21 protein-coding genes and 1 other RNA gene are annotated in these 26,549 nt (G+C 38.5%); 12 read left to right on the top strand and 10 right to left on the bottom strand.

The genetic code is table 11. The features are described from left to right. The first annotated feature begins 7 nt into the window (after positions 1–7). Entirely contained in the window at positions 8–1,009 is a 1,002-nt protein-coding gene (locus LBE40_RS01900) for a TauD/TfdA family dioxygenase (RefSeq protein ID WP_004859387.1), read from the top strand. 666 nt (positions 1,010–1,675) lie between these two features. On the opposite strand, the gene LBE40_RS01895 is transcribed toward LBE40_RS01900, so the two are convergent. From LBE40_RS01895 to LBE40_RS01865, 7 genes are all read right to left on the bottom strand, one after another. Continuing rightward, positions 1,676–3,475 (bottom strand): acetolactate synthase 3 large subunit, encoded by a 1,800-nt coding sequence (locus tag LBE40_RS01895; protein WP_040296918.1) that lies wholly within the window; start codon positions 3,473–3,475, stop codon positions 1,676–1,678. Between the two features lie 268 nt (positions 3,476–3,743). Next, on the bottom strand, positions 3,744–4,616 hold the full coding sequence (miaA, locus tag LBE40_RS01890) for a tRNA (adenosine(37)-N6)-dimethylallyltransferase MiaA (RefSeq protein ID WP_004859393.1): 873 nt from the start codon (positions 4,614–4,616) through the stop codon (positions 3,744–3,746). Between the two features lie 597 nt (positions 4,617–5,213). Continuing rightward, positions 5,214–6,731, bottom strand: a complete 1,518-nt coding sequence (locus LBE40_RS01885; protein ID WP_004859395.1) for a Do family serine endopeptidase — start codon at positions 6,729–6,731, stop codon at positions 5,214–5,216. Between the two features lie 150 nt (positions 6,732–6,881). Continuing rightward, positions 6,882–7,817: a protease modulator HflC gene (gene hflC / locus LBE40_RS01880; protein ID WP_004859398.1), complete on the bottom strand. Its 936-nt coding sequence runs from the start codon at positions 7,815–7,817 to the stop codon at positions 6,882–6,884. A gap of 2 nt (positions 7,818–7,819) precedes the next feature. Then, positions 7,820–8,965 carry an FtsH protease activity modulator HflK gene (gene hflK / locus LBE40_RS01875; protein WP_004859401.1) on the bottom strand — a complete coding sequence of 382 codons (1,146 nt, stop codon included), beginning with the start codon at positions 8,963–8,965 and terminating at the stop codon, positions 7,820–7,822. 118 nt (positions 8,966–9,083) lie between these two features. Beyond that, positions 9,084–9,593, bottom strand: a complete 510-nt coding sequence (locus LBE40_RS01870; protein ID WP_004859404.1) for a dihydrofolate reductase — start codon at positions 9,591–9,593, stop codon at positions 9,084–9,086. Further along, a complete protein-coding gene (locus LBE40_RS01865; protein ID WP_004859405.1) occupies positions 9,590–10,384 on the bottom strand; it encodes a thymidylate synthase in 795 nt (264 codons plus the stop codon). Before LBE40_RS01865 ends, LBE40_RS01870 begins: the two co-directional genes overlap by 4 nt. Before the next feature lie 199 nt (positions 10,385–10,583). Between LBE40_RS01865 and LBE40_RS01860 the strand changes: the two genes are divergently transcribed. From LBE40_RS01860 to LBE40_RS01850, 3 genes are all read left to right on the top strand, one after another. Then, a complete protein-coding gene (locus tag LBE40_RS01860) occupies positions 10,584–11,891 on the top strand; it encodes an MFS family transporter (protein ID WP_004859408.1) in 1,308 nt (435 codons plus the stop codon). Between the two features lie 642 nt (positions 11,892–12,533). After that, a complete protein-coding gene (locus LBE40_RS01855) occupies positions 12,534–13,841 on the top strand; it encodes an MFS family transporter (protein WP_004859410.1) in 1,308 nt (435 codons plus the stop codon). Between the two features lie 345 nt (positions 13,842–14,186). Then, on the top strand, positions 14,187–15,494 hold the full coding sequence (locus LBE40_RS01850; RefSeq protein WP_078691572.1) for an MFS family transporter: 1,308 nt from the start codon (positions 14,187–14,189) through the stop codon (positions 15,492–15,494). A gap of 80 nt (positions 15,495–15,574) precedes the next feature. Here LBE40_RS01850 and LBE40_RS01845 read toward each other — a convergent pair whose 3' ends face one another. Next, positions 15,575–15,880, bottom strand: a complete 306-nt coding sequence (locus LBE40_RS01845) for a DUF2853 family protein (RefSeq protein WP_004859416.1) — start codon at positions 15,878–15,880, stop codon at positions 15,575–15,577. A 99-nt stretch (positions 15,881–15,979) separates the two neighbouring features. On the opposite strand from LBE40_RS01845, the gene ssrA reads away from it, so the two are divergent. The 5 genes from ssrA to LBE40_RS01820 all read left to right on the top strand — a co-directional run bounded on the left by ssrA (position 15,980) and on the right by LBE40_RS01820 (position 19,942). After that, positions 15,980–16,336: a transfer-messenger RNA gene (gene ssrA, locus LBE40_RS01840) on the top strand. Between the two features lie 168 nt (positions 16,337–16,504). Further along, positions 16,505–17,050 (top strand): SspB family protein, encoded by a 546-nt coding sequence (locus LBE40_RS01835; protein WP_004859420.1) that lies wholly within the window; start codon positions 16,505–16,507, stop codon positions 17,048–17,050. A gap of 7 nt (positions 17,051–17,057) precedes the next feature. Beyond that, the gene (locus LBE40_RS01830; RefSeq protein WP_004859422.1) at positions 17,058–17,240 is read left to right on the top strand and encodes a DUF4169 family protein; all 183 of its coding nucleotides are present in this window, start codon (positions 17,058–17,060) and stop codon (positions 17,238–17,240) included. Positions 17,241–17,250: 10 nt separating this feature from the next. After that, positions 17,251–17,502: a ribbon-helix-helix domain-containing protein gene (locus LBE40_RS01825; protein WP_004859426.1), complete on the top strand. Its 252-nt coding sequence runs from the start codon at positions 17,251–17,253 to the stop codon at positions 17,500–17,502. Between the two features lie 121 nt (positions 17,503–17,623). Further along, complete coding sequence (locus tag LBE40_RS01820) at positions 17,624–19,942, top strand: ATP-dependent helicase (protein WP_004859429.1); 2,319 nt, start codon at positions 17,624–17,626, stop codon at positions 19,940–19,942. A gap of 46 nt (positions 19,943–19,988) precedes the next feature. On the opposite strand, the gene LBE40_RS01815 is transcribed toward LBE40_RS01820, so the two are convergent. Beyond that, entirely contained in the window at positions 19,989–20,618 is a 630-nt protein-coding gene (locus LBE40_RS01815; RefSeq protein WP_078691577.1) for an LbetaH domain-containing protein, read from the bottom strand. Between the two features lie 139 nt (positions 20,619–20,757). Here LBE40_RS01815 and LBE40_RS01810 point away from each other — a divergent pair, with 139 nt between their 5' ends. Genes LBE40_RS01810 through LBE40_RS01800 form a run of 3 tightly spaced genes read left to right on the top strand, consistent with a single transcriptional unit; the run spans position 20,758 to position 24,082 of the window. Further along, complete coding sequence (locus LBE40_RS01810; RefSeq protein ID WP_004859436.1) at positions 20,758–21,339, top strand: SCO family protein; 582 nt, start codon at positions 20,758–20,760, stop codon at positions 21,337–21,339. Between the two features lie 29 nt (positions 21,340–21,368). Beyond that, the gene (locus LBE40_RS01805; protein WP_004859440.1) at positions 21,369–22,238 is read left to right on the top strand and encodes a 50S ribosomal protein L11 methyltransferase; all 870 of its coding nucleotides are present in this window, start codon (positions 21,369–21,371) and stop codon (positions 22,236–22,238) included. A 17-nt stretch (positions 22,239–22,255) separates the two neighbouring features. After that, positions 22,256–24,082 carry an aminopeptidase P family protein gene (locus LBE40_RS01800; RefSeq protein ID WP_004859443.1) on the top strand — a complete coding sequence of 609 codons (1,827 nt, stop codon included), beginning with the start codon at positions 22,256–22,258 and terminating at the stop codon, positions 24,080–24,082. A 298-nt stretch (positions 24,083–24,380) separates the two neighbouring features. On the opposite strand, the gene ligA is transcribed toward LBE40_RS01800, so the two are convergent. Next, positions 24,381–26,528 (bottom strand): NAD-dependent DNA ligase LigA, encoded by a 2,148-nt coding sequence (gene ligA, locus LBE40_RS01795; RefSeq protein WP_004859444.1) that lies wholly within the window; start codon positions 26,526–26,528, stop codon positions 24,381–24,383. Between the last annotated feature and the right edge of the window lie 21 nt (positions 26,529–26,549).

The following is a 26,549-nucleotide window of genomic DNA, read 5'->3' as shown; positions in this document are numbered from 1 at the left end:
AATTATAATGATAAATGAAAGTACTTTTGAGTTGAGCAATGTCGAAAGAGACAAACTTTGGGAGGCTTTAGACCATGTTATTTATGATCCATACGGTAGTATTGAATATTCGGTTAAGTTAAAAAAAATAGCATTTTCGCTGCTACCACATAGAGTATTGACAATTCTTATGAAGCAAAAGATGTCTATTGCCCCTAGATCATATTTAATCTTTGAAAACCTTCCCATTGATAGACAAATTAATACGTCACCTAATCCTTATAATTTAGATGCGTCTTGTAAAAGTGGTTATATTAGCGAAAATTTAATTATGATGTTTTCTTTATTGATCGGAGAGCCTTATTCAATTAAGTTTGAAGGCGAACATATAGTAAATAACCTAGTTCCTTTAGAGGAGAATAAAAAAGATTATACAGGATTAGGATCTGAAGTTGAGTTAGATTTTCATATAGAAAATTCTGCACTAAAATTTATAACGGGTTTAAATTTATCTCCTAAAGGGATACTTTTAACTGGTGTTCGCAATGATATTGATGGCCCGTTAACGAGAATATCTGATGCACGTCTAGCTTTAAAACTTTTAAGTGAGGAGGATTTGAGTAGCTTAAAGGATAATTTATATATAATTAATGTTCCCTATAGATGGAGAAAAAATGGGGTAACCTCTACAAGTAAAGTGCCCCTAGTTCAAGGGGACGGTGAATTCCCAGATATCAGCGCTGTTTTTTATCCGGGCATGTTAGAGCCACAGTCAAAAAAAGCCAAAGAAGCTTTAGATCATTTTTATGAAGCTATTAAGGCTGTATCTTTTGGAATTGATGTACAACCAGGAAGATTATTATACATTGATAACAGAATGGCTCTACACTCTAGAGATAAATTTTTGGGATCATTTGATAGTTATGAAAATCCAATGCGGTGGATTCAAAGAGTATTTGTGTCTGCAGATTTATGGAATCATAGATATGTAGAACAAATAAAAGAAAGAGTATTTGATTTTCAATGTTAATGTCCTGATAATGATATGATGTTGAGTATTATTCTGGTTTATATATATTGACTACACATCTCATATGTATAGATTTCTCCCGCATAATCAGGTGAGGTTACTACCATAAGCTATGGTGTCCAATTGATTTTCTATGGCTGCATTTGATCTTTGTTATTTTTTCCCTTCCTTTCAAGCCGCTAAGGGGATTCTCCTATCAAGCCCTTGAAAGAGCGATTTGGAGTAATTTCATAATGCGAAACCAAAACATAGTGACAAACTTTTCTATTTTTTTCATAGGCATGACGGTTTGCATGGTTGCACCCTTCAAGCACGGTGGCTTTTTTCTTGCACGATGGAATCTTTCATATATGAAACAACATAATTAATTTATAACAGATAATTCAATATATTATCTAAAAAATGCAACGAAATAGCTATTAATGTGAACATATGAATTTAAAAAACAAACATCGCATACAAATAAATTCAAACATAATTGGGCACACGACTTATAACATTTTTTAGATGAACAAATAACAATACACCCCATGTCTTTAAACAAAGAATGAAAATCATAAAATGAGCTCTAAGGATAATAGGAACTCTCCACAAAGAAGAGACAGAGATGAAGACTCCAAAGACTTCATCATCACCACCCTTCACTATTTTGTTAACATATTCATTTTATACAAGAATCTTTCCCTCAGAAGAAACAGCATTTGCAACGGATTCATCATTAGCTTCATCAGGTAACAGCATATCATTATGCGCACACCCAGATGGAATCATGGGAAAACAATTTTCTAAATTCGCAACACGACAATCGAAGAGAACTGGCTTATCACAAGCAATCATTTGCTGAATTTTATCATCAAGTTCATCGGGTTTTGAACAACGGATACCAACCGCTCCATAAGATTCTGCTAATTTTACAAAATCAGGCATCGATTCTGTATAAGAATGAGAAAGACGGTTGCCATGCAACAACTGCTGCCACTGTCGGACCATACCCATATACTGATTATTTAAAATAAAAATTTTCACTGGTGTATTATGTTGAATTGCTGTTGCGAGCTCTTGAATATTCATCTGAATTGAAGCATCTCCAGAAATACATAAAACAAGCGCATCAGGATGTGCAATTTGAACACCAATAGCAGCAGGGAGACCATAACCCATAGTCCCAAGGCCACCAGAAGTCATCCAATGGTTTGGTTCATCAAAGCGATAATATTGTGCTGCCCACATCTGATGCTGTCCAACATCCGTTGTGATATAAGCATTTGCACCTTTGGTAAGAGCATAAAGTCGTTGAAGAGCATATTGTGGCATGATAACATCTTTTTTCTCCGCATACGCCAATGAATTACGAGCTCTCCAGCGGTTAATCTGCGTCCACCACGCCTCACGGACTTCACTGTTGAACGCTGGTTGCTGTATCTTTAAGAGTTGCGTCATATCTCCTAAAATACAAGCTACATCACCAATAAGTGGCACTTTCACTTTTACGATCTTATTAATAGAAGAAGGGTCAATATCAATATGTATAATACGCGCATGAGGCGCAAATGCATCCAGTCGCCCAGTGATACGATCATCAAAGCGCGCACCAACAGCCAACATAACATCACAATCATGCATGGCCATATTAGCTTCATAGGTTCCATGCATCCCAAGCATTCCAAGCCAATTTTTGCCAGAAGCGGGATAAGCACCAAGCCCCATGAGTGTTGACGTAATTGGAAAATCACCCAGTTGAACTAAATCGCGCAAAAGCTTTACAGCTTCAGGGCCTGATGAAATAACACCACCACCAGAATAAATAACAGGACGCTTTGCTTCTACTAAAAGAGAAACAGCACATTCGATAGTGTTAGTATCTTCTTTAAATTGTGGACGAGAACGCAGAGATGCCAAAACTTGAGGAGCTCTATAAACACCTGAAGCAAATTGCACATCTTTAGGAATATCAATCAAAACCGGCCCTGGACGTCCTGATTGAGCAATAAAAAAAGCTTCATGAATGATTTCCGCAAGATCATCCACATTTTCAACCAAACAATTATATTTAGTACAGGGCTTTGTAATACCAACTGTATCAGCCTCTTGAAAACCATTTGTTCCAATCACAGTTGTTGGAACCTGACCAGAAAAACAAACAAGTGGGATAGAATCCATAAGTGCATCTTGCAAAGGTGTCACAGCATTCGTTGCCCCTGGACCAGAAGTCACCAGCATAACGCCTACCTTCCCTGTACTACGTGCATAACCTTCAGCAGCATGACCCGCTGCTTGTTCATGACGCACCAAAATATGACGAACTGCATCTTGTTGATAAATAACATCAAAAATAGGAAGGACAGCCCCACCAGGATAACCAAAGAGATGTTTAACCCCTTGATCAATAAGAGCTTGAACCACCATTTCAGCACCCGACATTATTTTTCTGTCTGCACTCTCTTGCATTCTTGGATAATCTGTCATTTTTCCCACTCGCCTACTTGGTAGCATAATAAAAAAGCCCCCGAAGGAGCCCATAAAAAAAGGCTCTGAGAGAGCCCATTACACACAAAAAACATATATTGTATGACCCCCACTTCGCATAAAAAACGTAAGAAGAATATTCCTTTACGAAAGAAATTCTAATTCCATTGATGTCATTCGTCAATAAAAAATTATCTCACTAGAAATTTTCCGTTTACAATATTCTCAGCCCTTCTTCAATTGCATTGAAAACCTCTCAGCTCTCTTATCAAGAAATAAGTGTCCACTCTTCATCAAACTGATTACGAAACCATGTCATTTGCCTTTTTGCATACCTCCTCGTTTGTGTTTTTACCGTTTCAAGAGCATTCTCAAAACTTCTATATCCATCCAAATAAGCTATAAATTCAGGTATACCAATAGCCTTCATCGCTGGTAACAAAGGGGAAAGCATAAGCCTTTTCATAGCAACCACTTCTTCTAAAGCGCCTCTTTCAATCATAGAGTCCAACCGCTTATGAATACGTTCATAGAGCAATTGACGTGGTGGAATGAGAAGAATTTTTTCGGCACAATTTGGCACAATTAAGGGAAGAGTTTTTTGCTTCTGCCACCAACTTAGCTTCTTATCAGTTGCATCATAAACTTCCAAAGCACGTATGATACGCTGACCATCTTGTGAAGAAATTTTCTCAGCAAAAACAGCATCAACCTGCAACAACTTGTGATAAAGGCTTTCAGCTCCTTCTTTATCAAGCCGAAGTCGCCATTTCTGCCGCACAACGTCTGGAACATGAGGAATTTTTGAAATCCCCTCTAAAAGAGCACGAAAATAAAGCCCTGTTCCACCAACAAAAATAAGTGATTTCGAGGTAAATGTAGTCAACAGCTTCTCAACATCACGTGACCATTGCCCTACTGAATAATTCAGAGTAGGACTCACATAACCATAGAGATAGTGTGGAACAATTGCAGTATCAGCTTCCGTTGGCCGTGCCGTTAAAATATTTAAAACATCATAAACCTGCATTGAATCAGTGTTAATGATGAGAGCATTTTTTTCTTGAGCCATGCGTAAGGCAAGTGCTGACTTCCCACTTGCCGTTGGCCCCGCTATCAATGTAATCGTTCTCTGTATCATGAATGGAATGCCTATATCCATCAATCAACAACGTATTGCAACACACATAACTACCCCCCAAATCCCTGCATTTCATCCATAGTGTCAGAAAGTAAACTCTTCAAAGGAAAATACAAACAAACAACGTATATAATTAACACAGAGAAAGCTCCTATGATTATTCTGCCACCTTTGAAAAAATAAACACAATAATAACTCTTAAAAAAATCTCAAAGCATTTCCTTTTGCTATCATTATTCAATAACAAAATACCGCAACAAAATTCTTTTCAGGATGACCAACATAAACAAATATAATTTTTACAATTATCTACAAAAAGAGACGATATTCTTATTTATAATAAGGCTTCAGTAAATCACTTTTTTAAAGCTCCCATTTTTCTCATAATTTTTTCTTTTTTATCAACCACAAAGCAATATGCAGTAACACGCATAAATTATGAGCTCTAATATGAATCTTTCTGTATAATGGCTATTTAAAGAACCAAAGCGAGCAAACTATCATCTATCGCATACTTTTGTAACAAAAACAGAGATATAAACAATTAAACACACATTCAAAAAAATAATTTCCAAAGCATCCATTCACCCCAAAATATCAATCCATTGGGATTGTTACGAACCGTAACTCTCCATCTGGCTGAGCAACAACGAATAGAGCATTTTTGCGTCCAGCTTCACGTAGTTTATGAATACGTTTTTTAGCCTCATCAATTGTTGTGACAGAACTTTGATTGATATCAACAATCACTTCACCAATGCGAATACGCTTTTTATCAGCCGCGCTATTTTGTGTAACAGATGTCACCACCAATCCCTGAACTTTATCTGTAATTGAATAACGATGACGCAAATCCACTGTAAGCTCAGATAATGTCATTCCCATAAATTGCATCGTCACACTCTTCGATACAGAACTGTTTTTTTCATCATCGGATTCTTCTTCTGTATCTTCATTTGCATCTGTCTCAATCAAACGGCCAAGCTTAACTTGTACTGTTTTTTCTTGGCCGTTCCGCAAAACAGTAACATCTACCACTTTTCCTTCCGGACTTTCTGCTACTAAACGCGGTAAATCGCGCGCATGCTTAATTTTCGTATCCCCAAAGGAAAGAATAACATCTCCATCCTGCAACTGACTATTATCTACATCTGCCTGTTCTATTTTACCAGCAACCAACGCCCCCACAGCGTTGTCTAGTTTCAAACTTTTTGCAATATCTTCTGTTACTGGTTGAATACGAATAGCCAACCAACCGCGCCTTATTTCTCCAAAATCACGTAACTGATTAATCACAGAAAGAGCCATATCCGATGGTATTGCAAAACCAATACCAATAGACCCTCCAGAAGGCGAAATAATTGCTGTATTAATCCCAATCACCTCACCATTTCTATCAAACAACGGACCACCAGAATTCCCTCGGTTAATCGCTGCATCTGTCTGAATAAAATTATCGTAAGGACCAGCATTAAGATCACGATTGCGTGCAGAAATAATACCAACAGTTACACTTCCACCAAAACCATAGGGATTCCCGATAGCCATCACCCAATCACCAATGCGTGCCTTTTCTGAATCACCAAAACGTACAGCCTTTAATTTTTTATTTCCTGCATCCACTTGAAGCAATGCTAAATCAGTCTTGCTATCCTTTCCAAGCAATTTTGCTTTCAGTTTTGTACCATCGGTAAAGTTAACTTCAATATCATCAGCATCAACAATAACGTGATAATTGGTAACAATAAGCCCTCTTTGCGCATCAATCACAAAACCAGATCCCAAAGAACGTACCTTTTGCAACTGACTATCCTTTTGACCATCTTTGGGTGTAAAAAAATCACTAAAATATTCTTGCAACAATGAATCTTTCGGAATAACAGGCACCGAAGTATACTCATCCTGTTCGCTTCCTTGAACGGTTTGTGCTGTGGAAATATTCACAACCGTCTCTAAAAGCTCAGCAGCTAAATCGGGAATGGGAAGGTGTGCATTCTTTGTCTCCTCCCCCCAAGAAAAACCGATTGAGGCTGATAAAAACATAACCACACAAACAACAACTCTTGTAGCAAAAAACTTCAAAGACGTATTTTTACCTATGATATTTCTACCCATGACATGCCTTTAACAAAATGCTGTAAAAAGCCTCATTAAATTTATCTATGCACAATCAATATGACTCAATACCCCAGCTTGCATCATAAAAAAGCGACCCCTGACCATATTTCTCACGTCAAAGCTTCTATCCACAGCCCATCATTTCATCTAATCTCCCCCAAGTTTTTGGTCAGTTTTACTGAAGCCTATATCCATTGTTGATGAAGATTTTCTATTTGCTTGCAGTGGATTACGAAAATAGAAAAAGAAATCCTCGTTTGGTGAAATCACCATAGGAACACGCTCCAAATTTTTGTATTGTTCCATCGCTAACCAAAAATCATAAAATGATGGATTAGCCTCTCTTGCATTCAATAAAAGACGAATGCTTTCAGCCTGACCTTCACCACGAGTAATTTCAGCATCACGCTTTGCAGCTGCTACGATTTCTTCATATTCGCGATTAGCTTCCGCGACAATACGATCCCTCTCCTGCTGCCCGCGAGCACGAATATTTTCTGCTGCAGCTTCACGTTCAGCGGCCATTTGCCGATAAACATCCTCCGACACAGCATCAGTCAAATCAGTTTTGCGAATACGCACATCAAGAATGGTAATACCCAATGAACCTGCATCTACAGAAAACTGCCGCTGCACTTCAGCCATCATCGCTCCCCGTTCATCTGACAAAGCCGCCTTAAACTCTCGTTTACCATAAACGGCCCGCAAAGCATCAATAAAACGCGGTGCAAGATTTTCACGTGCAGCAATTTGCGGACGCCCCGAAGCAATGCGCTGTAAAAACAACTTAGGATCCGCAATACGATAAATAAAGAAAGCATCCACTTCATAATAAGCACCACCACGAACCTGTACAGATTGTGTGGGAACATCGTAACGTAATAACCGATTATCAATAACAATCATCTTATCCACAAAGGGCATTTTCAAATAAATCCCAGGATCAGACTCTACCTTAACAATTTGCCCAAAACGCTTAATTGCCACTTGTTGACGAGGATAGACAATAAAAAGTGACATCCACAAGATCATCAAAAGAAGCACTATGGTACTAAACATAAACAAGAAACGAGACTGCTGCATAATTAGCGTCCTCCAGAAAAGCGAGAATCCAATAGCGACGTAGAACGTGCTGATGTTTTTTTCGTGTTTTCTGATAAATTGCTACGTAGCAATTCATTCAGAGGTAAATAGGGCACCGCCGGAGAATTTACTTGATCAAGAACCAACTTATTTGATGAAGAAAGAATACGCCCCATCGTCTCCATATAAAGACGATAACGCGTAGCCTCTGGTGAGATTGCTGCGGCACGAGCTATAGCCTGGAAACGCTCAGCACGCCCGCGTGCCTCTTCAACCATTTGCGCCTTTTCACCTTTTGCGATTTCCCGTGTGCGTGAAGCTTCACCATTTGCTAAACCAATCTTAGTAAAACGCACACGATTACCCTCTTCAATCATTCGTCCACGTTCCTGCTCTGCCTGCTGAACAGAATTAAACGCAGCAGCAACCTTCGTAGGAGGAGCAGCTTCACTGATCGACACACGGCTTATTTCAACACCAAGTTGATATTTATCTACAGTCAACTGGGTAACTTTTCTAACATCATTAGCAACTTCTTCTTTCTTGTCACGTAAAACATCATCCACAGGCCGTGAACCAATAACTTCACGCATTGCACTCTCAGCAACCTGACGAACTGTCCCTTCTTGATCATTCACATTGAATAAAAATTCACTTGGACGTGAAATTCGATAGTAAACAGAAAAATTGACATTAACAATATTCTGATCACTCGAAAGCATCAAACCTTCACTTTGTTGCGCCTGACCAGACTGACCACCAATCGCGATTGTCTTTTCCGTTAAAGGCACTTTCATATAGGTTTCAATTGGCCAAAAGTGAAAATGCAAACCATCACTGATAATTCCTGCCTTAGGAACACCAAAACGCAACTCCACCGCTTGTTCATTTTGCTGAACGATATAAATTGACTGATACAGCAAAAAAAACATGGCAAGCAGAAGCAATAGAAAAAAAATCCCACTTTTACCAACTTGTTTAAACTGATCCTGCCCTTTACGCAAAATATCATCAAGATTGGGACCATTATCACCACTGTCATTGCCACCAGAACCAAAGAGATTCTTAGCTGGTGTTTTCTTGTCACCACCCAGTTTATTTTTATCGCCGCTCCACGGGCCACCACCATTTTGATTTGTCCAGGGCATCATCACCTCTTTAACTGACTACCATTAATCAAATATCAACCATTCACTCGATCTTATAGGATACCTCTTACCCGATTACAATGTAACTAACAGGCTTCTTCCACTTAATTACAAATGATTACTTCCGCTCATAAACCACAAAACGTGATGGATGACTGTCTTTATCTCCTTCTGGAATATATTGTGTTTGTACAATAGTCCACTTTTCTTTATCGAAAACAGGAAAAAAACTGTCACCTTTAATGGAAGCTAAGACTTCTGTAAGGAATATTTTATCAGCAATAGGCAACCCTTGTTGAAAAATTTCACCGCCACCAATAATAAAAACTGCATCTGCACTATTTTGAGAAGCTACCCTTTTTGCAACTGAACAAGCCTGAGATAAAGAGTGAGCAATAACAGCTCCTTCAGCTGTGAAAGCACGATTGCGGGTAATGACAATATTCGTGCGCCCAGGTAAAGGACGCCCAAGAGAATCCCAAGTCTTTCGACCCATAATAATGGGTTTACCGAAAGTCAAAGCCTTAAAGCGTTGCAAATCCGTCGACAAATGCCAAGGCAGATCACCTTCATGACCGATAACACCATTTTCTGCAACAGCTGCAATTAAACAAACTTGAAAAGTCATATTGCTACCGGTGCTTTAATATGTGGCTGTGCTTCATAATTAAGCAATTCAAAATCCTCAAATTTAAAAGAAAAAAGATCTGTTACCTCTGGATTTATACGCATAAACGGCAAAGTATTTGGTACACGTGATAACTGATATCGAGCCTGTTTAAAATGATTAGAATAAAGGTGAGCATCACCGAGAGTATGAATAAAATCTCCTACTTTAAGTCCGCTCACTTGCGCAATCATCATTGTTAATAACGCATAGGAAGCAATATTGAAGGGAACACCTAAGAAAATATCTGCTGAACGTTGATAAAGTTGGCAGGATAATTTACCATCAGCAACGTAAAATTGAAAAAGACAATGACAAGGTGGAAGAGCCATTTCCTCTATCAATGCAGGATTCCAAGCAGATACAATTAAACGACGAGAATCAGGCGTTTTTTTGATCATAGTTAAGAGATTATTAATTTGATCAATATGTCGCCCATCAGGAGCTGGCCAAGAACGCCACTGATAACCGTAAATAGGGCCAAGATTCCCCTTTTCATCGGCCCATTCATCCCAGATTGACACACCATGTTCCTTCAACCATGCAATATTTGTATCACCTTTAAGAAACCACAAAAGCTCATAGATGATCGAGCGCAAATGCAATTTCTTTGTTGTCAACAATGGGAACCCAACCTGTAAATCAAACCGCATCTGATACCCAAAAACTGATCGCGTCCCAACACCGGTACGATCTGCACGATCAATGCCCTGATTTAAAACATGTGATAAAAGATCAAGGTAGGTTTTCATATCAATATTATGGACGATTCTATTAATTATAGAAAATAAAAACTGTAAAATTCGTAAAAATACAATTTAAATCTCTCTTCTCAAACATCTTGCACAAGAATATTATTACCATCCAATTAAATTTTTGACGCAAAAGATAAAATACTGTAGACCGTTCCTAGAGATCTAAATAAACGAACATAAATAAAGGGATAGACTTATGGCGAATGAAGCAGTTCTAGCACCACATGATACAAGAAAACGTATCTTTGCTATCGTATCTAGTGCATCAGGTAATCTAGTAGAGTGGTACGACTTTTACGTTTATTCCTTTACATCGATTTATTTTGCATCACAATTCTTTCCCTCTGATGGTAATGTTGTTGCACAACTTTTAAAAGCTGCTGGTGTCTTTGCTATTGGTTTTCTTATGCGCCCAATTGGTGGATGGCTCTTCGGATTTATTGCTGATCGTTATGGACGCAAACGCTCAATGCTTATTTCTGTTTTTATGATGTGCGGCGGTTCGTTCCTAATCGCTGTACTTCCTACCTATGAAACCATTGGAATGGCAGCAGCAGTTCTTTTACTTTTACTTCGAATGCTTCAGGGACTTTCTGTCGGCGGTGAATACGGCACTACAGCAACTTATATGAGTGAAGTTGCCCTCAAAAATCGCCGTGGATTTTTTAGCTCTTTTCAATACACTACGCTGATTGGTGGTCAACTTTTAGCCAGCCTTGTTATATTCATTCTGGCACTTTATCTCACAGAAGATCAGTTAAAAGCATGGGGATGGCGTATTCCTTTTGCAATTGGTGGATTAGGGGCAATTGTTGCGATTTATCTCCGCCGTTCGCTTCATGAAACAACAACCGAAGAAAGTCGTTCTAAAAAACAGGCTGGTAGTCTTATAGAACTTCTACGCAATCACAGAAAAGCTTTCTTTCTGGTTATTGGCTTTACAGCGGGAGGATCACTCACATTTTATACCTATACCACTTATATGCAAAAGTATCTGATCACAACTACCGGATTTGATAAACACACAGCCACAACTATAATGACCGCTGCACTCTTTGTTTTTATGTTACTTCAACCTGTATTTGGCTTTCTAGCTGATAAAATTGGTACAAAAACTTCACTCCTCGTCTGGAGTGCTTTATCTATTATTTTTACGATTCCTGGGCTTAGAATGATTGCTGACACTAACGATACAGCGATTGCTCTATTAATCATTATCGGAATGCTATGCATTATGAGCTTTTATACGTCCATTTCTGGTATCGTAAAAGCGGAAATGTTCCCTGCTTCAGTACGCGCAATGGGAGTTGGGCTCTCCTATGCTATTGCTAATGCATTATTTGGCGGATCAGCCGAATACGTAGCACTTGGATTAAAAAATATGGGATATGAATCTATCTTCTATTTTTATATAACCGGCATGATGATAATTGCATTTATTGCAGTTCTCCTGATGCCCGATGCCCGAAAAAAAGGCTATCTTCAAGGTGATGGAATCCATTAAAACTTTCTATGCTAAATCAAAAGCCCTATTAGGGCTTTTGATTGTGATAACCGTGTAAATTCAGTATTTACAATCTGTTATATCCCCATCTCTAGTACCATAAACGAAGTCACATACTTTTCTTTGACATAAACCGTGAAAAGTAAACTCTCTCACCATATTGTGAGTACATTATTTTTTCTTCTACAAAATGCAGTACACTTAAAAATAAAAATCTTACCCCGTTATAAATCAATATCTTATAATGCACGATATTCAACAAATAGGAAAAATTTGTCGTTAAATGTCAAGCATTGCATAATACCCTCAATAACGCCATTATATGCCTTGATTTTTAGCTAAATTTATAGTGAAGCAACAAAAATGATAGTTTTCTTAATCATGTAAATTTCATCTCCTCTAAGGGAAAATCAAAAAAACACAGTCTAATTAAGCAAGCAAAATACAGCTTCTTATGAAGATTATATTTTTTCATCTTACTACCAAAATAAAGAACCCAAAAAGCATGAACAGTTAACCCAATTAAGCCGTCTCAAAGAACTTTCACCAAATATTATCATTATACAATTGAATTTTGATGATACAAATCGTAAACAACTTTAAATAGAAAAAATAAACTATAGATCTAAAGGGGGGTATTTTGTGAAAAACGCAACAACTTTAGCACCACATGATACAAGGAAACGTATTTTTGCTATCATAGCCAGTGCATCAGGAAATCTCGTAGAATGGTATGATTTTTATGTTTACTCATTTACGTCCATTTATTTCGCATCACAATTTTTTCCTTCTGATGATGATGCCGTTACACCACTGTTAAAAACTGCAGGAATCTTTTTTATTGGCTTTCTTATGCGCCCTATTGGAGCATGGCTTTTCGGATACATTGCCGACCGTTATGGACGCAAACGCTCAATGCTCACTTCTGTTTTTATGATGTGTGGTGGTTCATTCCTCATCGCCATACTTCCCACCTATGAAACTATTGGAATAACAGCAGCATTCTTTCTGCTTTTAATCCGCATGTTTCAAGGACTTTCAGTTGGCGGTGAATATGGTACAACAGCAACTTACATGAGTGAAGTCGCCCCCAAAAACCGTCGCGGGCTCTTTGCTTCCTTCCAATATGCTACAACGATCACAGGTCAACTTTTCGCCAGCTTTATTATATTTATTCTAGCACTTTACCTTAACGAAGATCAGTTAAAATCATGGGGTTGGCGTATTCCTTTTGTGATTGGTGGCTTTGGAGCAATAGTTGCGATTTATCTGCGTCGTTCACTCCATGAAACAACTACAAAAGAAAGTCGTTCTAAAAAGCACGCTGGTAGTATTAGAGAACTTTTACGCAACCACAAAAAAGCTTTCTTTTTGGTTGTTGGCTTTACAGCGGGAGGGTCTCTCACATTTTATACATACACCACTTACATGCAAAAATATCTGATCACAACAACCGGTTTCGACAAACACACTGCAACAACGATAATGACTGCAGCACTTTTCATTTTTGTTTTACTCCAACCCCTCTTTGGTTTTCTAGCCGATAAGATTGGAAAAAAGGCTTCACTCATCAGTTGGAGTACCTTATCCATCATCTGTACAATTCCTGTGCTTAAAATGATCGGGCATGCCCACAATGCATGGATTGCACTCTTAATTATTATAGGAATGCTCTGTATTATGAGTTTTTATACATCCATCGCTGGTATCATAAAAGCAGAACTGTTCCCTGCTTCAATCCGAGCAATCGGGGTTGGACTTGCTTTTGCCATTGGGAATGCACTGTTTGGCGGTTCTGCCGAGTATGTAGCACTTGGATTAAAAAGTATAGGACATGAAACTGTCTTCTTCTTTTATATAGTTGGTATGATGATCATTGCACTCATCTCAATTCTCTTGATGCCAGATATAGACAAAGGAGGATATCTAAAAGATGATGAAATCCATTAAAATTTCTATATGAAATAAAAAAGCCTAAGAAATTGGGCTTTTTCCATAATCACCAAACATCACCTCTGCAACTTTTGAAGCTGCTATTTTTGCATTCCATTCATCCGTACCAAAGACATCTTGAACCTATCTTTCAAGGTATTGTCTCTCTTGAAATCCGATTTGATAACTTTTATCCACCTACAAAAATATAGGTTTCAAAAGGCATGAACAGTTAGCACAATTAAACCGTCTCACAGAACTTTCACAAGAAATTATCATTACACAATTGAATTTTGATAATACAAATCGTAAACAACTTTAAATAGAAAAAAATAAACTATAGTTCTAAAAGGGGAGCGCTTCATGAAAAATGAAACAACTTTAATACAACATGATACAAGAAAACGTGTTTTTGCTATCATATCCAGCGCGTTAGGTAATCTGGTAGAGTGGTATGATTTTTATATTTACTCATTTGCATCGATTTACTTTGCACCACAATTTTTCCCTTCAGATGGAGATGTTGTTACCCAATTTTTAAAAACTGCAGGAATCTTCTTTATTGGTTTTCTTATGCGCCCAATTGGAAGTTGGCTTTTTGGCTTTATTGCTGATCGTTATGGACGCAAACGCTCAATGCTCATATCTATTTTTATGATGTGTGGTGGCTCTTTTCTCATCTCTATACTTCCCACCTATGAAACTATTGGAATAACAGCAGCAATTCTTCTGCTTTTACTTCGAATGATGCAGGGACTTTCAGCAGGTGGTGAATATGGTACAGCTGCAACTTATATAAGCGAAGTTTCCCTTAAAAATCATCGCGGTCTCTTTGCTTCTTTCCAATCTACCACACTTATTACTGGTCAACTTTTAGGCAGTTTTATTATATTTATTTTGGCACTTTATCTAACGGAAGACCAATTAAGAACATGGGGCTGGCGTATTCCTTTTGCGATTGGTGGATTAGCAGCAGTAGTTATACTTTATCTACGTCGTTCGCTTCATGAAACAACCACTAAAGAAAGCCGCTCTCAAAAACAAACTGGGAGTCTTAAAGAGCTTCTAAGCAAACACACAAAAGCTTTTTTTGTGATTGCTCTCTTCGCCTCTGGAGGATCTCTCACATTTTACACCTGTACGACATATATGCAGAAATATCTGATCACAACTACCGGTTTTGATAAACATACCGCGACAACCATAATGACTGCTGCACTCTTTATTTTCATATTACTTCAACCCGTATTTGGTATTCTAGCTGATAAAATTGGGACAAAAAATTTACTTATCATTTGGAGTGCACTCTCTACTCTCTTTACGATTCCTGGACTTCTCATAATCGGTCACACGGATAATACATGGATTGCGCTGACAGCCATTATTGGAATACTCTGTATCATGAGCATGTATACATCCATCTCTGGTGTCGTAAAATCAGCAATGTTTCCCTCTTCAGTGCGAGCACTAGGAGTTGGTCTCTCTCATGCTATTGGTAATGCATTATTTGGTGGTTCTGCTGAATACGTAGCACTTGGATTAAAAAATATAGGACATGAATCACTCTTTTATTTTTACGTAACCGGCGTGATGATCATTGCATTCATAGCTACCCTTTTTATACCGGATATGAGTAAGGGGGGATATCTTCAAGAGGATGAGCCCCATTAAAACTTCCCACATGAAACGAAAAAGCCCAATTACTTGGGCTTTTTTGTAATAATTGTATAAAAATTTAATTTTGATACTGTTTAAATTTTATGAAGTGCGTTTAATTGTTTAGCGACCAAATAATAAAAAGTCATACGACTTTTCCTACGCTCTCCAGACATCATATCTGCAACTTTTGAAACAGCTGTTTTAGCGCTCTGCGCATCGGCACCTAAGACATCTTGAACCCATTTTTCAACGCGTTCCAGCTCTTTTGGATCTGATGTAGCAACCAATGATGCATCCTGCTTTTGCATCACCAAAGCCAAACGCTGTCTTAGCCGTTCTATGGCAGCTTCATCAGGATTTGGATCATATAATTTAATATCTGCTAGATCATTTGTCATTCTGCGACATCTCCTCTCCAAGAATTAGCGGCTGTATTTTGGCAGCCACATCTAAATATAGCTTATAAATAATTAGAGGATTTAAAATATTAACAACCCCCCCTTTCCGAAAGGCTATTCTTCATCTATATTTAAAGAGCTGGCTTGCCAGCTATGGTAATAAATGGACGGTGAAATAAACCTATTGGACCCGGGGGCGGTACCCGGCGCCTCCACCAAAGTATAATCTCTATTGGTTATATTTTGATGGGGGCGAAATAGGATCGACAAAGGCGTAAAGATCGCTCTTTTACTCGGCATGGTACCACCGTTATCGGACTAAATGAGTAGTTGCAAATGACAACTATGCGGAAGCACGTCTCGCCGCTTAAGGTGGTGTGAATGCTTCAAATTAAGCCTTAAACCGTCGCAGGTTTAAGCGGGGTTCGAAGGCACCTGGCAACAGAAGCCTTCACTTTTGTTAATATTATTGATTAATCTATCAGATATTATTTTTCATAAAATTTCATATTATTTTCGGTTAATTTAGATGCATCGTAGACGAAATATTGCTAGCTTTAAAATACATTCTATTGCACAATATTATGCACGCTCATCTTCTGCGTGAAATAAAAGGAACATTCGATGATTCAAGATCAAATCCGTTACGATATTCTCGTTCAGGATGCGCTTCGTGGAGTTATCCGTAAAGTTTTATCGGAAGTTGCTAAAGCAGGACTTCCAGGAAATCACCATTTTTTTATTACTTTTTTAACAAATGCCCTAGGCGTAAAAATTTCTCCTCGTCTTAAAAGTCGTTATCCAGAGCAAATGACAATCGTATTACAACATCAGTTTAGAGACTTAAGTGTTTCGGAAAATGCCTTCGAAGTAACACTCTCTTTTAGAGAAATTAGTGAAAAACTCGTGATTCCTTTTACTTCTATCCAAGTATTTTATGACCCTGTAGCGTCATTTGAAGCAGCATTTGACCTTCCTTCAAATCTTAACCTTGGAGAGAGTAAAAAACCAGAAAATACATCATCCACACCGATCATTCTATCAGACAAACAAAAAAAAGAAAATACGCTTATAAAAGAACAAAATTCCATTACAAGTCAGGAAACTTCAAACAATGATGCCAAACAAAGTGCTGATGTTGTCTCATTAGATTCTTTTAGAAAAAAATAAATATCTCATGACTGAACCGATTAACCTTCGCCAATTTCGAAAACAAAAAAAACGTGCAGAAAAAGCTGTCCATGCAGAAGAAAATCGCAATCGTTTTGGACGAACAAAAGCTGAAAAACTTTTCGAGAAAAAAGAAGCTTTAAAAGCGCAAAAATTTCTTGATCAAAATCGTTTATGGTACGACGAATAAGAGTAAAAAAATGCACGAAAATAATCTTATTGATTGGTCAAAAGTGGTACCACGAAAAATATCCGTACGAATTGGTGGACACACAACAAGCGTATCTTTAGAGCAACCATTTCTAGACGTTCTCAAAGCCATAGCACATAGAAAAGGAAAATCCTTAGCCTTTATTATCACCGATATTGACAGCCAAAGACCACAAAAAGTGAGTCTTTCGGCTTCATTACGCATTTACGCACTCCAGAGCGTTCTTACCCAACGCCTTTAATACTCGTTTTATTTTTTATAATCTTTGTCTTCTTATTCAATGGAAGATATTGCGGCTTTTTTAAGAAAATATTTTTTAGGTCTAGCACTCAGATGAAAAAAATACTACACGAGAAGGTATAATGAATAGTTTTTTCGATGACATACCACTTTTCGAAGATGAATCCCCACCCCCAAAGCATAAAAATAACCCTAGGTTAGTTGCTCATACTGCACAATGTGATGCCGATTATTTAGAACAACTTAATCCCGAACAGCGACAAGCTGTGATGAATACACAAGGGTCTCTCTTAGTTCTTGCGGGTGCTGGTACTGGAAAAACACGCGTTTTGACTACCCGTATTTCTCACATTTTACGCTCTGGACTTGCCTCTCCTCAGCAAATACTTGCTGTAACTTTCACCAACAAAGCAGCACGCGAAATGAAAATGCGTATTGGTGCGCTTATTGGTGAAATTGTTGAAGGTATGCCTTGGCTTGGAACTTTTCATTCTACCGGCGCAAAAATCCTGCGCCGCCATGCAGAACTTGTTGATTTAAAAAGCAACTTTACTATTCTTGATAGCGATGATGTCCTTCGACTTTTAAAACAACTTATTCAAGCTGAAGGGTTGGACGATAAGCGTTGGCCCGCACGAAATCTCGCTATAATGATTGATTCTTGGAAAAATCAAGGGCTTTCACCAGAACGCATTTCAGAAAGTGATGCTCATTCCTTTGGTAACGGTACAGGACGCAAACTTTATCATAGCTATCAGGATAGATTAAAAAGTCTTAATGCCTGTGATTTCGGCGACCTTCTACTTCATTCTATCTCTATCTTTCAACATAATCCAGACATTCTTCGCGAATATCATTCTAAATTTCGCTATATTCTTGTGGATGAATATCAAGATACGAATACAGCACAATATCTTTGGCTTCGCCTTTTAGCACAACAATCTAAAGAACAACATGTCAACCTTTGTTGTGTTGGTGATGATGACCAATCTATTTACGGGTGGCGTGGTGCTAAAGTTGATAATATATTGCGTTTTGAAAAAGATTTTTCTCCTGCAAAAATTATTCGTTTAGAACGCAATTATCGCTCAACATCACACATTCTCAAAACCGCTTCTCATCTCATTTCTCATAATCAAGGAAGACTTGGAAAAACACTTTTTTCTGATCAAATAAATGCAGAAGAAGAAAAAGTAAAAATTCATGCAGCATGGGATTCAGGAGAGGAAGCGCGTGCAATTGGAGAAGAAATTGAACGTGTACAACAAGCTGGACATTCATTAAATCATATAGCTATATTGGTGCGCGCATCATTCCAGATGCGTGAATTTGAAGATCGCTTTGTCACGCTTGGTCTTAACTACCGCGTCATTGGTGGCCCACGCTTTTATGAACGAATGGAAATACGTGATGCCATGGCTTATTTACGCGTTGTTGTTCAACCAGCAGATGACTTAGCCTTTGAACGCATTATCAACACGCCTAAACGCGGCTTGGGAGACGCAACCCTACGCACCCTTTATGAAAGTGCACGTGCACGCTCTATTCCTCTCTTTTCTGCTGCAGCAGCAATAATTGAAACGGATGAGCTAAAACCAAAAGCACGCAGTTCATTGCGAAGCATTATTGAAAACTTTCGCCGCTGGCAAAATATGCTGCAATACACCCCTCATAGAGAACTTGCCGAAACAATCCTTGATGACTCAGGCTACACAGCTATGTGGTTAGAAGATCGCTCACCAGAAGCACCAACACGGCTAGAAAATCTCAAAGAAATGATCCGTTCTATGGAGCAATTTGAAAGCCTTCATAGCTTTTTAGAACATGTTGCACTAGTAATGGATGCTGAAAACAATGAAAATACCGACGCAGTCAACATCATGACTCTTCATTCAGCCAAAGGGCTTGAATTTGAAACAGTTTTTCTTCCTGGCTGGGAAGAAGGACTTTTCCCCCATCAGCGCTCATTGGATGAAGGAGGGCGTGCAGGTTTAGAAGAAGAGCGGCGGCTAGCTTACGTAGGGCTAACAAGAGCAAAAAAACATTTGCATATATGGTTTGTATCCAATCGAAGAATTCATGGATTTTGGCAACCTGCACTTCCATCCCGTTTTCTAGGTGAATTACCAGCAGAACATATAGAATTAATAGGAATGGAAACATCTTATGGTGGTTATGGAAAATCGCACTTTAAACAGCAAAATCCCTTTTATAATGATTATTCCAAATCAGGATGGAAACGTGCACAAAAAAACATTGAAGGAAAAGTTATTGCCCAATCAGTCTCTGACCCTCCTTCAGATTTTTCAATCAATGATCGAATTTTTCATATAAAATTCGGTTATGGTCGTATCACAGCAATAGACGACCATAAGCTAACCATTGTATTTGAAAAAGCTGGAGAAAAGCGTGTACTCGATAATTTTGTAAGCAAAGCCTAATGAAATTATCTTTCCTAACAAAAAACATTTTTTCATTTTATTTTAATTACTTCCATTTGTGAATAAAAGCCTCGATTGGAAGGTTTTGCATATCAGGCAATGCGCTATAAATTTTATCAAGTGGCCAATTCCACCAAGCCATCTCTAAAAGCATCTGAATCACATGATTAGAAAAACGCATCCGCAACAGCTTTGCAGGAACACCAGCAACAATGGTATAAGGTAAAACATCTTTTGTTATAACAGCGTTAGCACCAATGATAGCGCCATGTCCAATTGTCACCTCAGGCATGATAACCGCACCATGTCCAATCCATACATCATGCCCAACAATAACACGTTTTGCACAACGGCTTTCACGAAAAGAACTGTCCAACGGCATATAGCGAAAATATTCGTTAGGGCGATATGTTATTTTATGCGTCGAAAGGCGTTCCATAGGATGCTCTAGCGCATTCAAACAGACATGAGAGGCAATAGAACAAAAACGCCCGATATCGCTATAAATAGCTTCACTGTTACGCTCAAAATAAGAAAAATCTCCAACCATTACATCACGCAAAACCACCCGCTCATTGATTTCCACATAGCGTCCCAATTTACACCCATGCAGCCGTGCTGTCGTATGAATACGAGGCTCACTGTCATGGAATCGAAGATCTTTCTCAATGCCCATTCATCTTCTACCGATTGTTTTCCCATAAATAACATGGCAAAACATACCGACTAACTAAACAAAATCAACCATGAAACAGAGATTGCAAAGTTAACTAGCCAATGTTACAATTTCCCGATCTATCTAAGAGAGTCAAACTATGAAAAATGTAATACGTATCTTGGGGCTGACAGTCATATTTCTTATAGGCATTTTTATTTATGATACGTTGAGAAATAAGCCTTTAGGCGATAATTTTACACTCACTGATTCCAATGGAAAGACTATCACCGAAGTTGATATTCGAAGCAAACCCTCAATAATTTTCTTTGGCTTCACCATGTGCCCTGAGAGCTGCCCTACCACACTGATCAATCTTGATCGATGGCTTACAGCACTTGGCCCAAAGGCTGATAAATTAGGGGTATGGTTTGTTACTGTTGACCCTGAACGTGATACACCAGAAGTACTTCATGATTATCTCAGTAATTTTAACAATAAAATTACTGGTATCAGTGGAGATCCTGAAAAAGTTCATAAAATGGTAGATTCTTTTAACATCGTTGCTGAAAAAGTACCAGGAACAGATGGGAACTACACTTATAACCACACAGCAGCGATTTTTTTACTCAAAAAAGGCGGAAAACTATCTGGTGTTATTCCTTATGATGCAAAAGAGAGCGACAATGAATTAAGAGATGACATCGCCATTGAACGGCTAAAAAAACTCGTCTCGAACTAAATAAAAAGCTGGTTAAAAGAAAGAACAAAATGTCGCAGCAAATTCGTCTGTATTGTACTGTTTTCAAAGAGGAAGCAGAACGGTTTTATACTCTTATGGAAACAGCCTTTGATGAAGAAGGATATCCTCTTGCGCTTGCAGAAGTAGATGAGAAAAATGCCATGTATGAGCTGTCACTTTATGTAGATAAAGAAAGCCTAGAGAATGCCTCAGAACGTTTTTCAAATATCCTTTCTATAGATCCTAATAAAATTAAACATGAAATTTTACCCGATATTGATTGGGTTAAACAAAGCCTTAAAGGACTAACACCTGTGCGTGCTGGTCCCTTTTTTTTACATGGAAGCCATAACCGAAGCGACATTCCACCGAATGTTTTGCCTATTGAAATTGAAGCTAATCAAGCTTTTGGTACCGGACATCATGGAACAACAGCAGGTTGTTTGGAAATGATTGCCAAAGTGGTGCAAAATGAAAATCCACAAAATGTTCTTGATCTTGGTACCGGTAGCGGTGTACTTGCCATTGGCATCGCGATGCTCAAACCTGTTTCTATACTTGCATCTGATATTGACCCCATTGCTATTCAAGTTGCACAACACAATGCCGAACTCAATGGTGTAAAAAAATATATTACAACTGTTACAGCAACAGGTTTTACCCATGATCAAATTGCATCACGTGCGCCCTTTGATCTTATCATTGCCAATATCCTTGCCAATCCACTCATTGAACTTGCGCCAGAAATGGTGCGAGCGCTTCAAAAAGGCGGATCACTTATACTCTCTGGAATTCTTGAAGAGCAACACGCCTCTGTATTGGAAGCTTATGTCAAACAAGGTCGACAACATATTGAAACATACCACCGTCAAGAATGGGTTACGATACACCTAAAATAAAAGAAAAGGACGCGGTTATGTATCAATCTTTTGAAGCAACAACAAATCCTACTCATGCTCTCAAGCGTATTACCTCTCTTCGTAAAGAACTCGATCACCTCGGACTAGATGGCTTTCTTGTCCCACATGCAGATGAACATCAAGGAGAATATATCCCCCCACATGCTCAACGTCTTAGCTGGCTTACTGGCTTTACTGGATCATCAGGTATCGCACTCATTTTAAAAAACAAAGCCATCATATTCACAGATGGGCGCTATAAACTCCAAGTTCGCCAACAAACTGATCCTGATATTTTTGAGTATGAAGATCTCGTAACTTACCCACCTTCACAATGGCTTGAAAAAAATGGGCACAAGCTTTCTATTGGCTTTGATCCATGGCTCCACACCATTGCAGCTATAGATACATTGAAAAAAGCATTAGAAATAAACGCAAGTGGAAGACTTATAACAGTCCAAAAAAATCCCATTGATCTTATCTGGCATGATCAACCACAATTACTGCAATCTGCCTTATCGATTCATCCTCTCAAATATGCAGGATATAATACCGATGAAAAGCTGTCCTTGATTCATCAAAATATCGAGAAAGCCAATGCAGATGCTTTTATTTTTACAGACCCCTCCTCTATTGCATGGACATTCAATATACGTGGCAATGATGTTTCCAACACACCTTTTGCCCTTTGTTTTGCTCTCATTCCTATCAAAGAAACGCCCGCCTTATTCATTAACGGCACAAAATTAGGTATAGAACAGAAACAATATCTGGAACGTTATGCAAAATTATATGAACCAGAACAGCTTATTCCAAAGATTAAAGATTATGTTCAAAAGGGAACAATTTTTGCCTTAGATCCACGACTAACGTGCGAAAAATTACGCACCACTATTGAAGAACAAGAAGGCTCTTTTATTAAGCTTACTGATCCCGCTGCTCTACCACGCGCCATTAAAAATAGTACAGAACTAAACGGTGCGCGCAAAGCACACCTGCGCGATGGTGTAGCCCTTACGCGTTTCTTTTCTTGGTTAGATAAACAAACACTAGGGTCTATAAATGAAATTTCTGCTGCTCAAAAATTAGAAGAATTTCGCACAACAACAGCAAAAGAAATGGGAGAAAAACTTGAAGACCTGTCTTTTGATACGATTTCAGCAGCAGGAGCAAATGGTGCCATTGTTCATTATCGTGTAACGACTCAAACAAATAAACAACTCAATGCTGGTGAACTTTATCTTGTGGATTCAGGTGGACAATATCGTGACGGCACGACAGATGTTACACGCACAGTAGCAATTGGGAATATTGGAGAAGAAGAAAAACGCTGTTTCACTCTTGTCCTCAAAGGCATGATTGCTCTTTCAACCGCACAATTCCCAAAAGGTACACGCGGACAAGACATTGATGCTCTAGCACGTATCGCCTTATGGAAAGCAGGTTTTGATTATGCCCATGGCACTGGTCATGGAGTTGGATCTTATCTCTCTGTTCATGAAGGACCACAAAATCTTTCACGCAATGGGTGCCAAGAATTGATCCCCGGAATGATTGTTTCTAATGAACCTGGATATTACCGCGAAGGTGCTTTTGGAATTCGTATTGAAAATTTGATGATCGTAAAACCAGCACAAAAAATTAATGGTGGAGATATAGAAATGCTCTCATTCGAAACACTCACAAATTGTCCCATTGATCGACGCTTAATCCTCTCAAAGCTTTTAACACTAGAGGAGCGGCAATGGCTCAACGACTACCATGCACATGTTTATCAGGTTAATGCACCTTACTTGAATGAAGAAGATAAAGAATGGGCAAAAGAAGCAACAATGCCTCTTTAAGTAAAGTAGCGTACAACTTTTACTCTTTCTGTAAAAAAACTCCCTCTTCTCTTTTTTAAGAAAAATACAGAATTTTCATCAAAGAATATAAGAACAACCCCTTATACAAATAGTCGTATTTAGAATATTCACAAATCAAAATTCTTCACAAAATAAAAGAGAACATAACAATCTCAAGAGAAGAAAGAGAGTATCAGCATTCTCATGATAGTACACAAGCGCAAGCAATGTTTTACATGAGATGAATGATAATATTGGTGTATTCATCATTCTTGAAGGAAAAACTTTAAACGTAATGTCACGCAATCAACTGCAGCCAAGTCTCTTCATCTATAACCTCAACACCTAATTCTTGTGCTTTAGCTAACTTCGATCCTGCCCCAATTCCTGCAACAAGAAGATCCGTTTTTTTAGAAAGAGAACCTGAAGTCTTTGCACCTAATCGTTCTGCTAACGCTTTTGCTTCATCGCGTGACATTCGTGCCAAAGTTCCTGTAAAAACAATTATCTTTCCTGCTATTGGTGAAGAATCTGTCTTCACGAGTTCTTCATCAAGAGGCGTTACTTCATTCAACAAGACAGACAAAACCTCGCGGTTATGCGCTTCTTGATAAAAATCAATAATTGCGCTCCCTACCTGTGGTCCGATTCCTTCGATGCTAGTAAGCTCTATCCAAGCCTCATTACCTTGTTCATTTTCCTTATCACATGGCATAATCGTTGCCATTGCGGCAGTCTCGAAAGCAAAATAATTTTGATAGGCGCGCGCAAGGCGTCGTGCATTAACCTCACCAACATGACGAATTCCTAATGCAAACAAAAAACGGCTTAAAGGAATTTTTCGGCGCGCATTAATGGCATCATAAAGTTTACGAACTGAAACAGTACCAAAACCTTCCATATTTTCTAAACGTGTCAAAGATTTTTCTTGGCGCCGTTGTAAAGTAAAAATATCAGCTGGTGTATGAATACAAAGCGTCTCGTCTTGAACACGGAAAAAGAACTCCACCTGTTTTTTCCCAAGTCCCTCAATATCAAAGGCATTACGCGAAACAAAGTGACGAATACGCTCAATCGCTTGTGCAGGACAAATAAGCCCCCCTGTGCATCGACGCACAGCTTCACCCACTTCACGAACGGCATGACTCCCACAAGCGGGACATAAGTGAGGAAAAACAAAAGCAGAAGCATCTTTTGGACGCTTTGCAGCAACAATATCAACAATTTGAGGGATCACATCACCAGCACGCTGTACAATCACTGTATCGCCTACACGTATATCACGCCCTTCACGAATTGGCTCTCCTTTATGACCAATTCCCTTAATATAATCCTCATTATGCAAACTTGCATTGGTAATCACCACTCCACCAACGGTAATAGGTGCAAGACGCGCAACAGGGGTTAATGCTCCAGTTCGACCTACTTGAATATCAATGCCTTCCAAAAGCGCCATAGCTTTTTCTGCTGGAAATTTATGCGCAATTGCCCAACGTGGCGAACGAGAGACAAACCCCAAACGCACCTGTAGCATCAAATCATTAACTTTATAAACAATCCCATCAATATCATAACTTAAGGAATGACGAAGCTCTTCGATATCATGATAATATGAAATAATCTCTTTTAATGTCTTAAAAACTTTTGTGAATGGATTGATAATAAAGCCATATTCTCTTAGCTTTTTCATCATCCCTATTTGACTTTCTGCCGGCATTTCACTTACTTCACCCCAAGCATAAGCAAAAAATTTAAGCTTTCTACTTGCTGTTATCCGCGAATCAAGCTGTCGTAGCGAACCTGCTGCAGCATTCCTAGGATTAGCAAAAGCTAATTTTCTCTCTCCCTGTTGATTCATATTAAGCTCTTGGAAATCCTCCCGTCCCATATAAACTTCACCACGAACCTCAAGAATATCAGGAAAATTACCTTGCAATATTTTTGGAATATCAGAAATTGTTCGCGCATTCGCAGTGACATTTTCACCTACATATCCATCACCACGTGTTGCGGCCCGCACAAGCCTTCCTTTCTCATAACGCAAAGATAACGATAAACCATCAATCTTCGGCTCAGCCGTTATTTCCAAAATTTGTGTTTCTGGAAGTCGTAAAAAACGACGAACGCGCTCAATAAATTCACTGACATCTTCAAAACTAAATGCATTATCAAGAGAAAGCATCACCTGTGCATGAACAGATTTTTCAAACTTTTCAGAAACCGGTGCACCAATTCTATGTGAAGGAGAATCTTCACGAATGAGCTCTGGAAAGAAAGCTTCAATTTCTGCATTCCGCCGACGAAGAGCATCATATTCTGCATCAGAAATTTCAGGCTGATCGTTAGTATTGTAAAGCAGATCGTGACGTGCAATCTCTTTTGCCAACCACTCCAATTCACTTTCTGCTTCAAGAACAGTTAAGTTTTTAATTGCATCCTTGTTCATAAAATCTATTCCAAATGATAA

The organism is Bartonella taylorii (genome assembly GCF_023920105.1).
Taxonomy (GTDB): domain Bacteria; phylum Pseudomonadota; class Alphaproteobacteria; order Rhizobiales; family Rhizobiaceae; genus Bartonella; species Bartonella taylorii.
Note: the sequence above shows the minus strand (reverse complement) of the source record. Positions and strands in the feature narration are given on the sequence as shown.

Excerpts from the sequence above, each read along its gene's own strand:
- LBE40_RS01850 (WP_078691572.1), top strand. The coding sequence starts at position 14,187 with ATGAAAAATGAAACAACTTTAATACAACATGATACAAGAAAACGTGTT.
- LBE40_RS01885 (WP_004859395.1), bottom strand. The coding sequence starts at position 6,731 with ATGGGTAGAAATATCATAGGTAAAAATACGTCTTTGAAGTTTTTTGCT.
- LBE40_RS01810 (WP_004859436.1), top strand. The coding sequence starts at position 20,758 with ATGAAAAATGTAATACGTATCTTGGGGCTGACAGTCATATTTCTTATA.
- LBE40_RS01800 (WP_004859443.1), top strand. The coding sequence starts at position 22,256 with ATGTATCAATCTTTTGAAGCAACAACAAATCCTACTCATGCTCTCAAG.
- LBE40_RS01815 (WP_078691577.1), bottom strand. The coding sequence starts at position 20,618 with ATGGGCATTGAGAAAGATCTTCGATTCCATGACAGTGAGCCTCGTATT.
- hflC (WP_004859398.1), bottom strand. The coding sequence starts at position 7,817 with ATGCAGCAGTCTCGTTTCTTGTTTATGTTTAGTACCATAGTGCTTCTT.
- LBE40_RS01835 (WP_004859420.1), top strand. The coding sequence starts at position 16,505 with ATGATTCAAGATCAAATCCGTTACGATATTCTCGTTCAGGATGCGCTT.
- LBE40_RS01860 (WP_004859408.1), top strand. The coding sequence starts at position 10,584 with ATGGCGAATGAAGCAGTTCTAGCACCACATGATACAAGAAAACGTATC.
- LBE40_RS01895 (WP_040296918.1), bottom strand. The coding sequence starts at position 3,475 with ATGACAGATTATCCAAGAATGCAAGAGAGTGCAGACAGAAAAATAATG.
- LBE40_RS01830 (WP_004859422.1), top strand. The coding sequence starts at position 17,058 with ATGACTGAACCGATTAACCTTCGCCAATTTCGAAAACAAAAAAAACGT.
- LBE40_RS01865 (WP_004859405.1), bottom strand. The coding sequence starts at position 10,384 with ATGAAAACCTACCTTGATCTTTTATCACATGTTTTAAATCAGGGCATT.
- ligA (WP_004859444.1), bottom strand. The coding sequence starts at position 26,528 with ATGAACAAGGATGCAATTAAAAACTTAACTGTTCTTGAAGCAGAAAGT.
- LBE40_RS01820 (WP_004859429.1), top strand. The coding sequence starts at position 17,624 with ATGAATAGTTTTTTCGATGACATACCACTTTTCGAAGATGAATCCCCA.
- LBE40_RS01825 (WP_004859426.1), top strand. The coding sequence starts at position 17,251 with ATGCACGAAAATAATCTTATTGATTGGTCAAAAGTGGTACCACGAAAA.
- miaA (WP_004859393.1), bottom strand. The coding sequence starts at position 4,616 with ATGATACAGAGAACGATTACATTGATAGCGGGGCCAACGGCAAGTGGG.
- LBE40_RS01805 (WP_004859440.1), top strand. The coding sequence starts at position 21,369 with ATGTCGCAGCAAATTCGTCTGTATTGTACTGTTTTCAAAGAGGAAGCA.
- LBE40_RS01900 (WP_004859387.1), top strand. The coding sequence starts at position 8 with ATGATAAATGAAAGTACTTTTGAGTTGAGCAATGTCGAAAGAGACAAA.
- LBE40_RS01845 (WP_004859416.1), bottom strand. The coding sequence starts at position 15,880 with ATGACAAATGATCTAGCAGATATTAAATTATATGATCCAAATCCTGAT.
- hflK (WP_004859401.1), bottom strand. The coding sequence starts at position 8,965 with ATGCCCTGGACAAATCAAAATGGTGGTGGCCCGTGGAGCGGCGATAAA.
- LBE40_RS01870 (WP_004859404.1), bottom strand. The coding sequence starts at position 9,593 with ATGACTTTTCAAGTTTGTTTAATTGCAGCTGTTGCAGAAAATGGTGTT.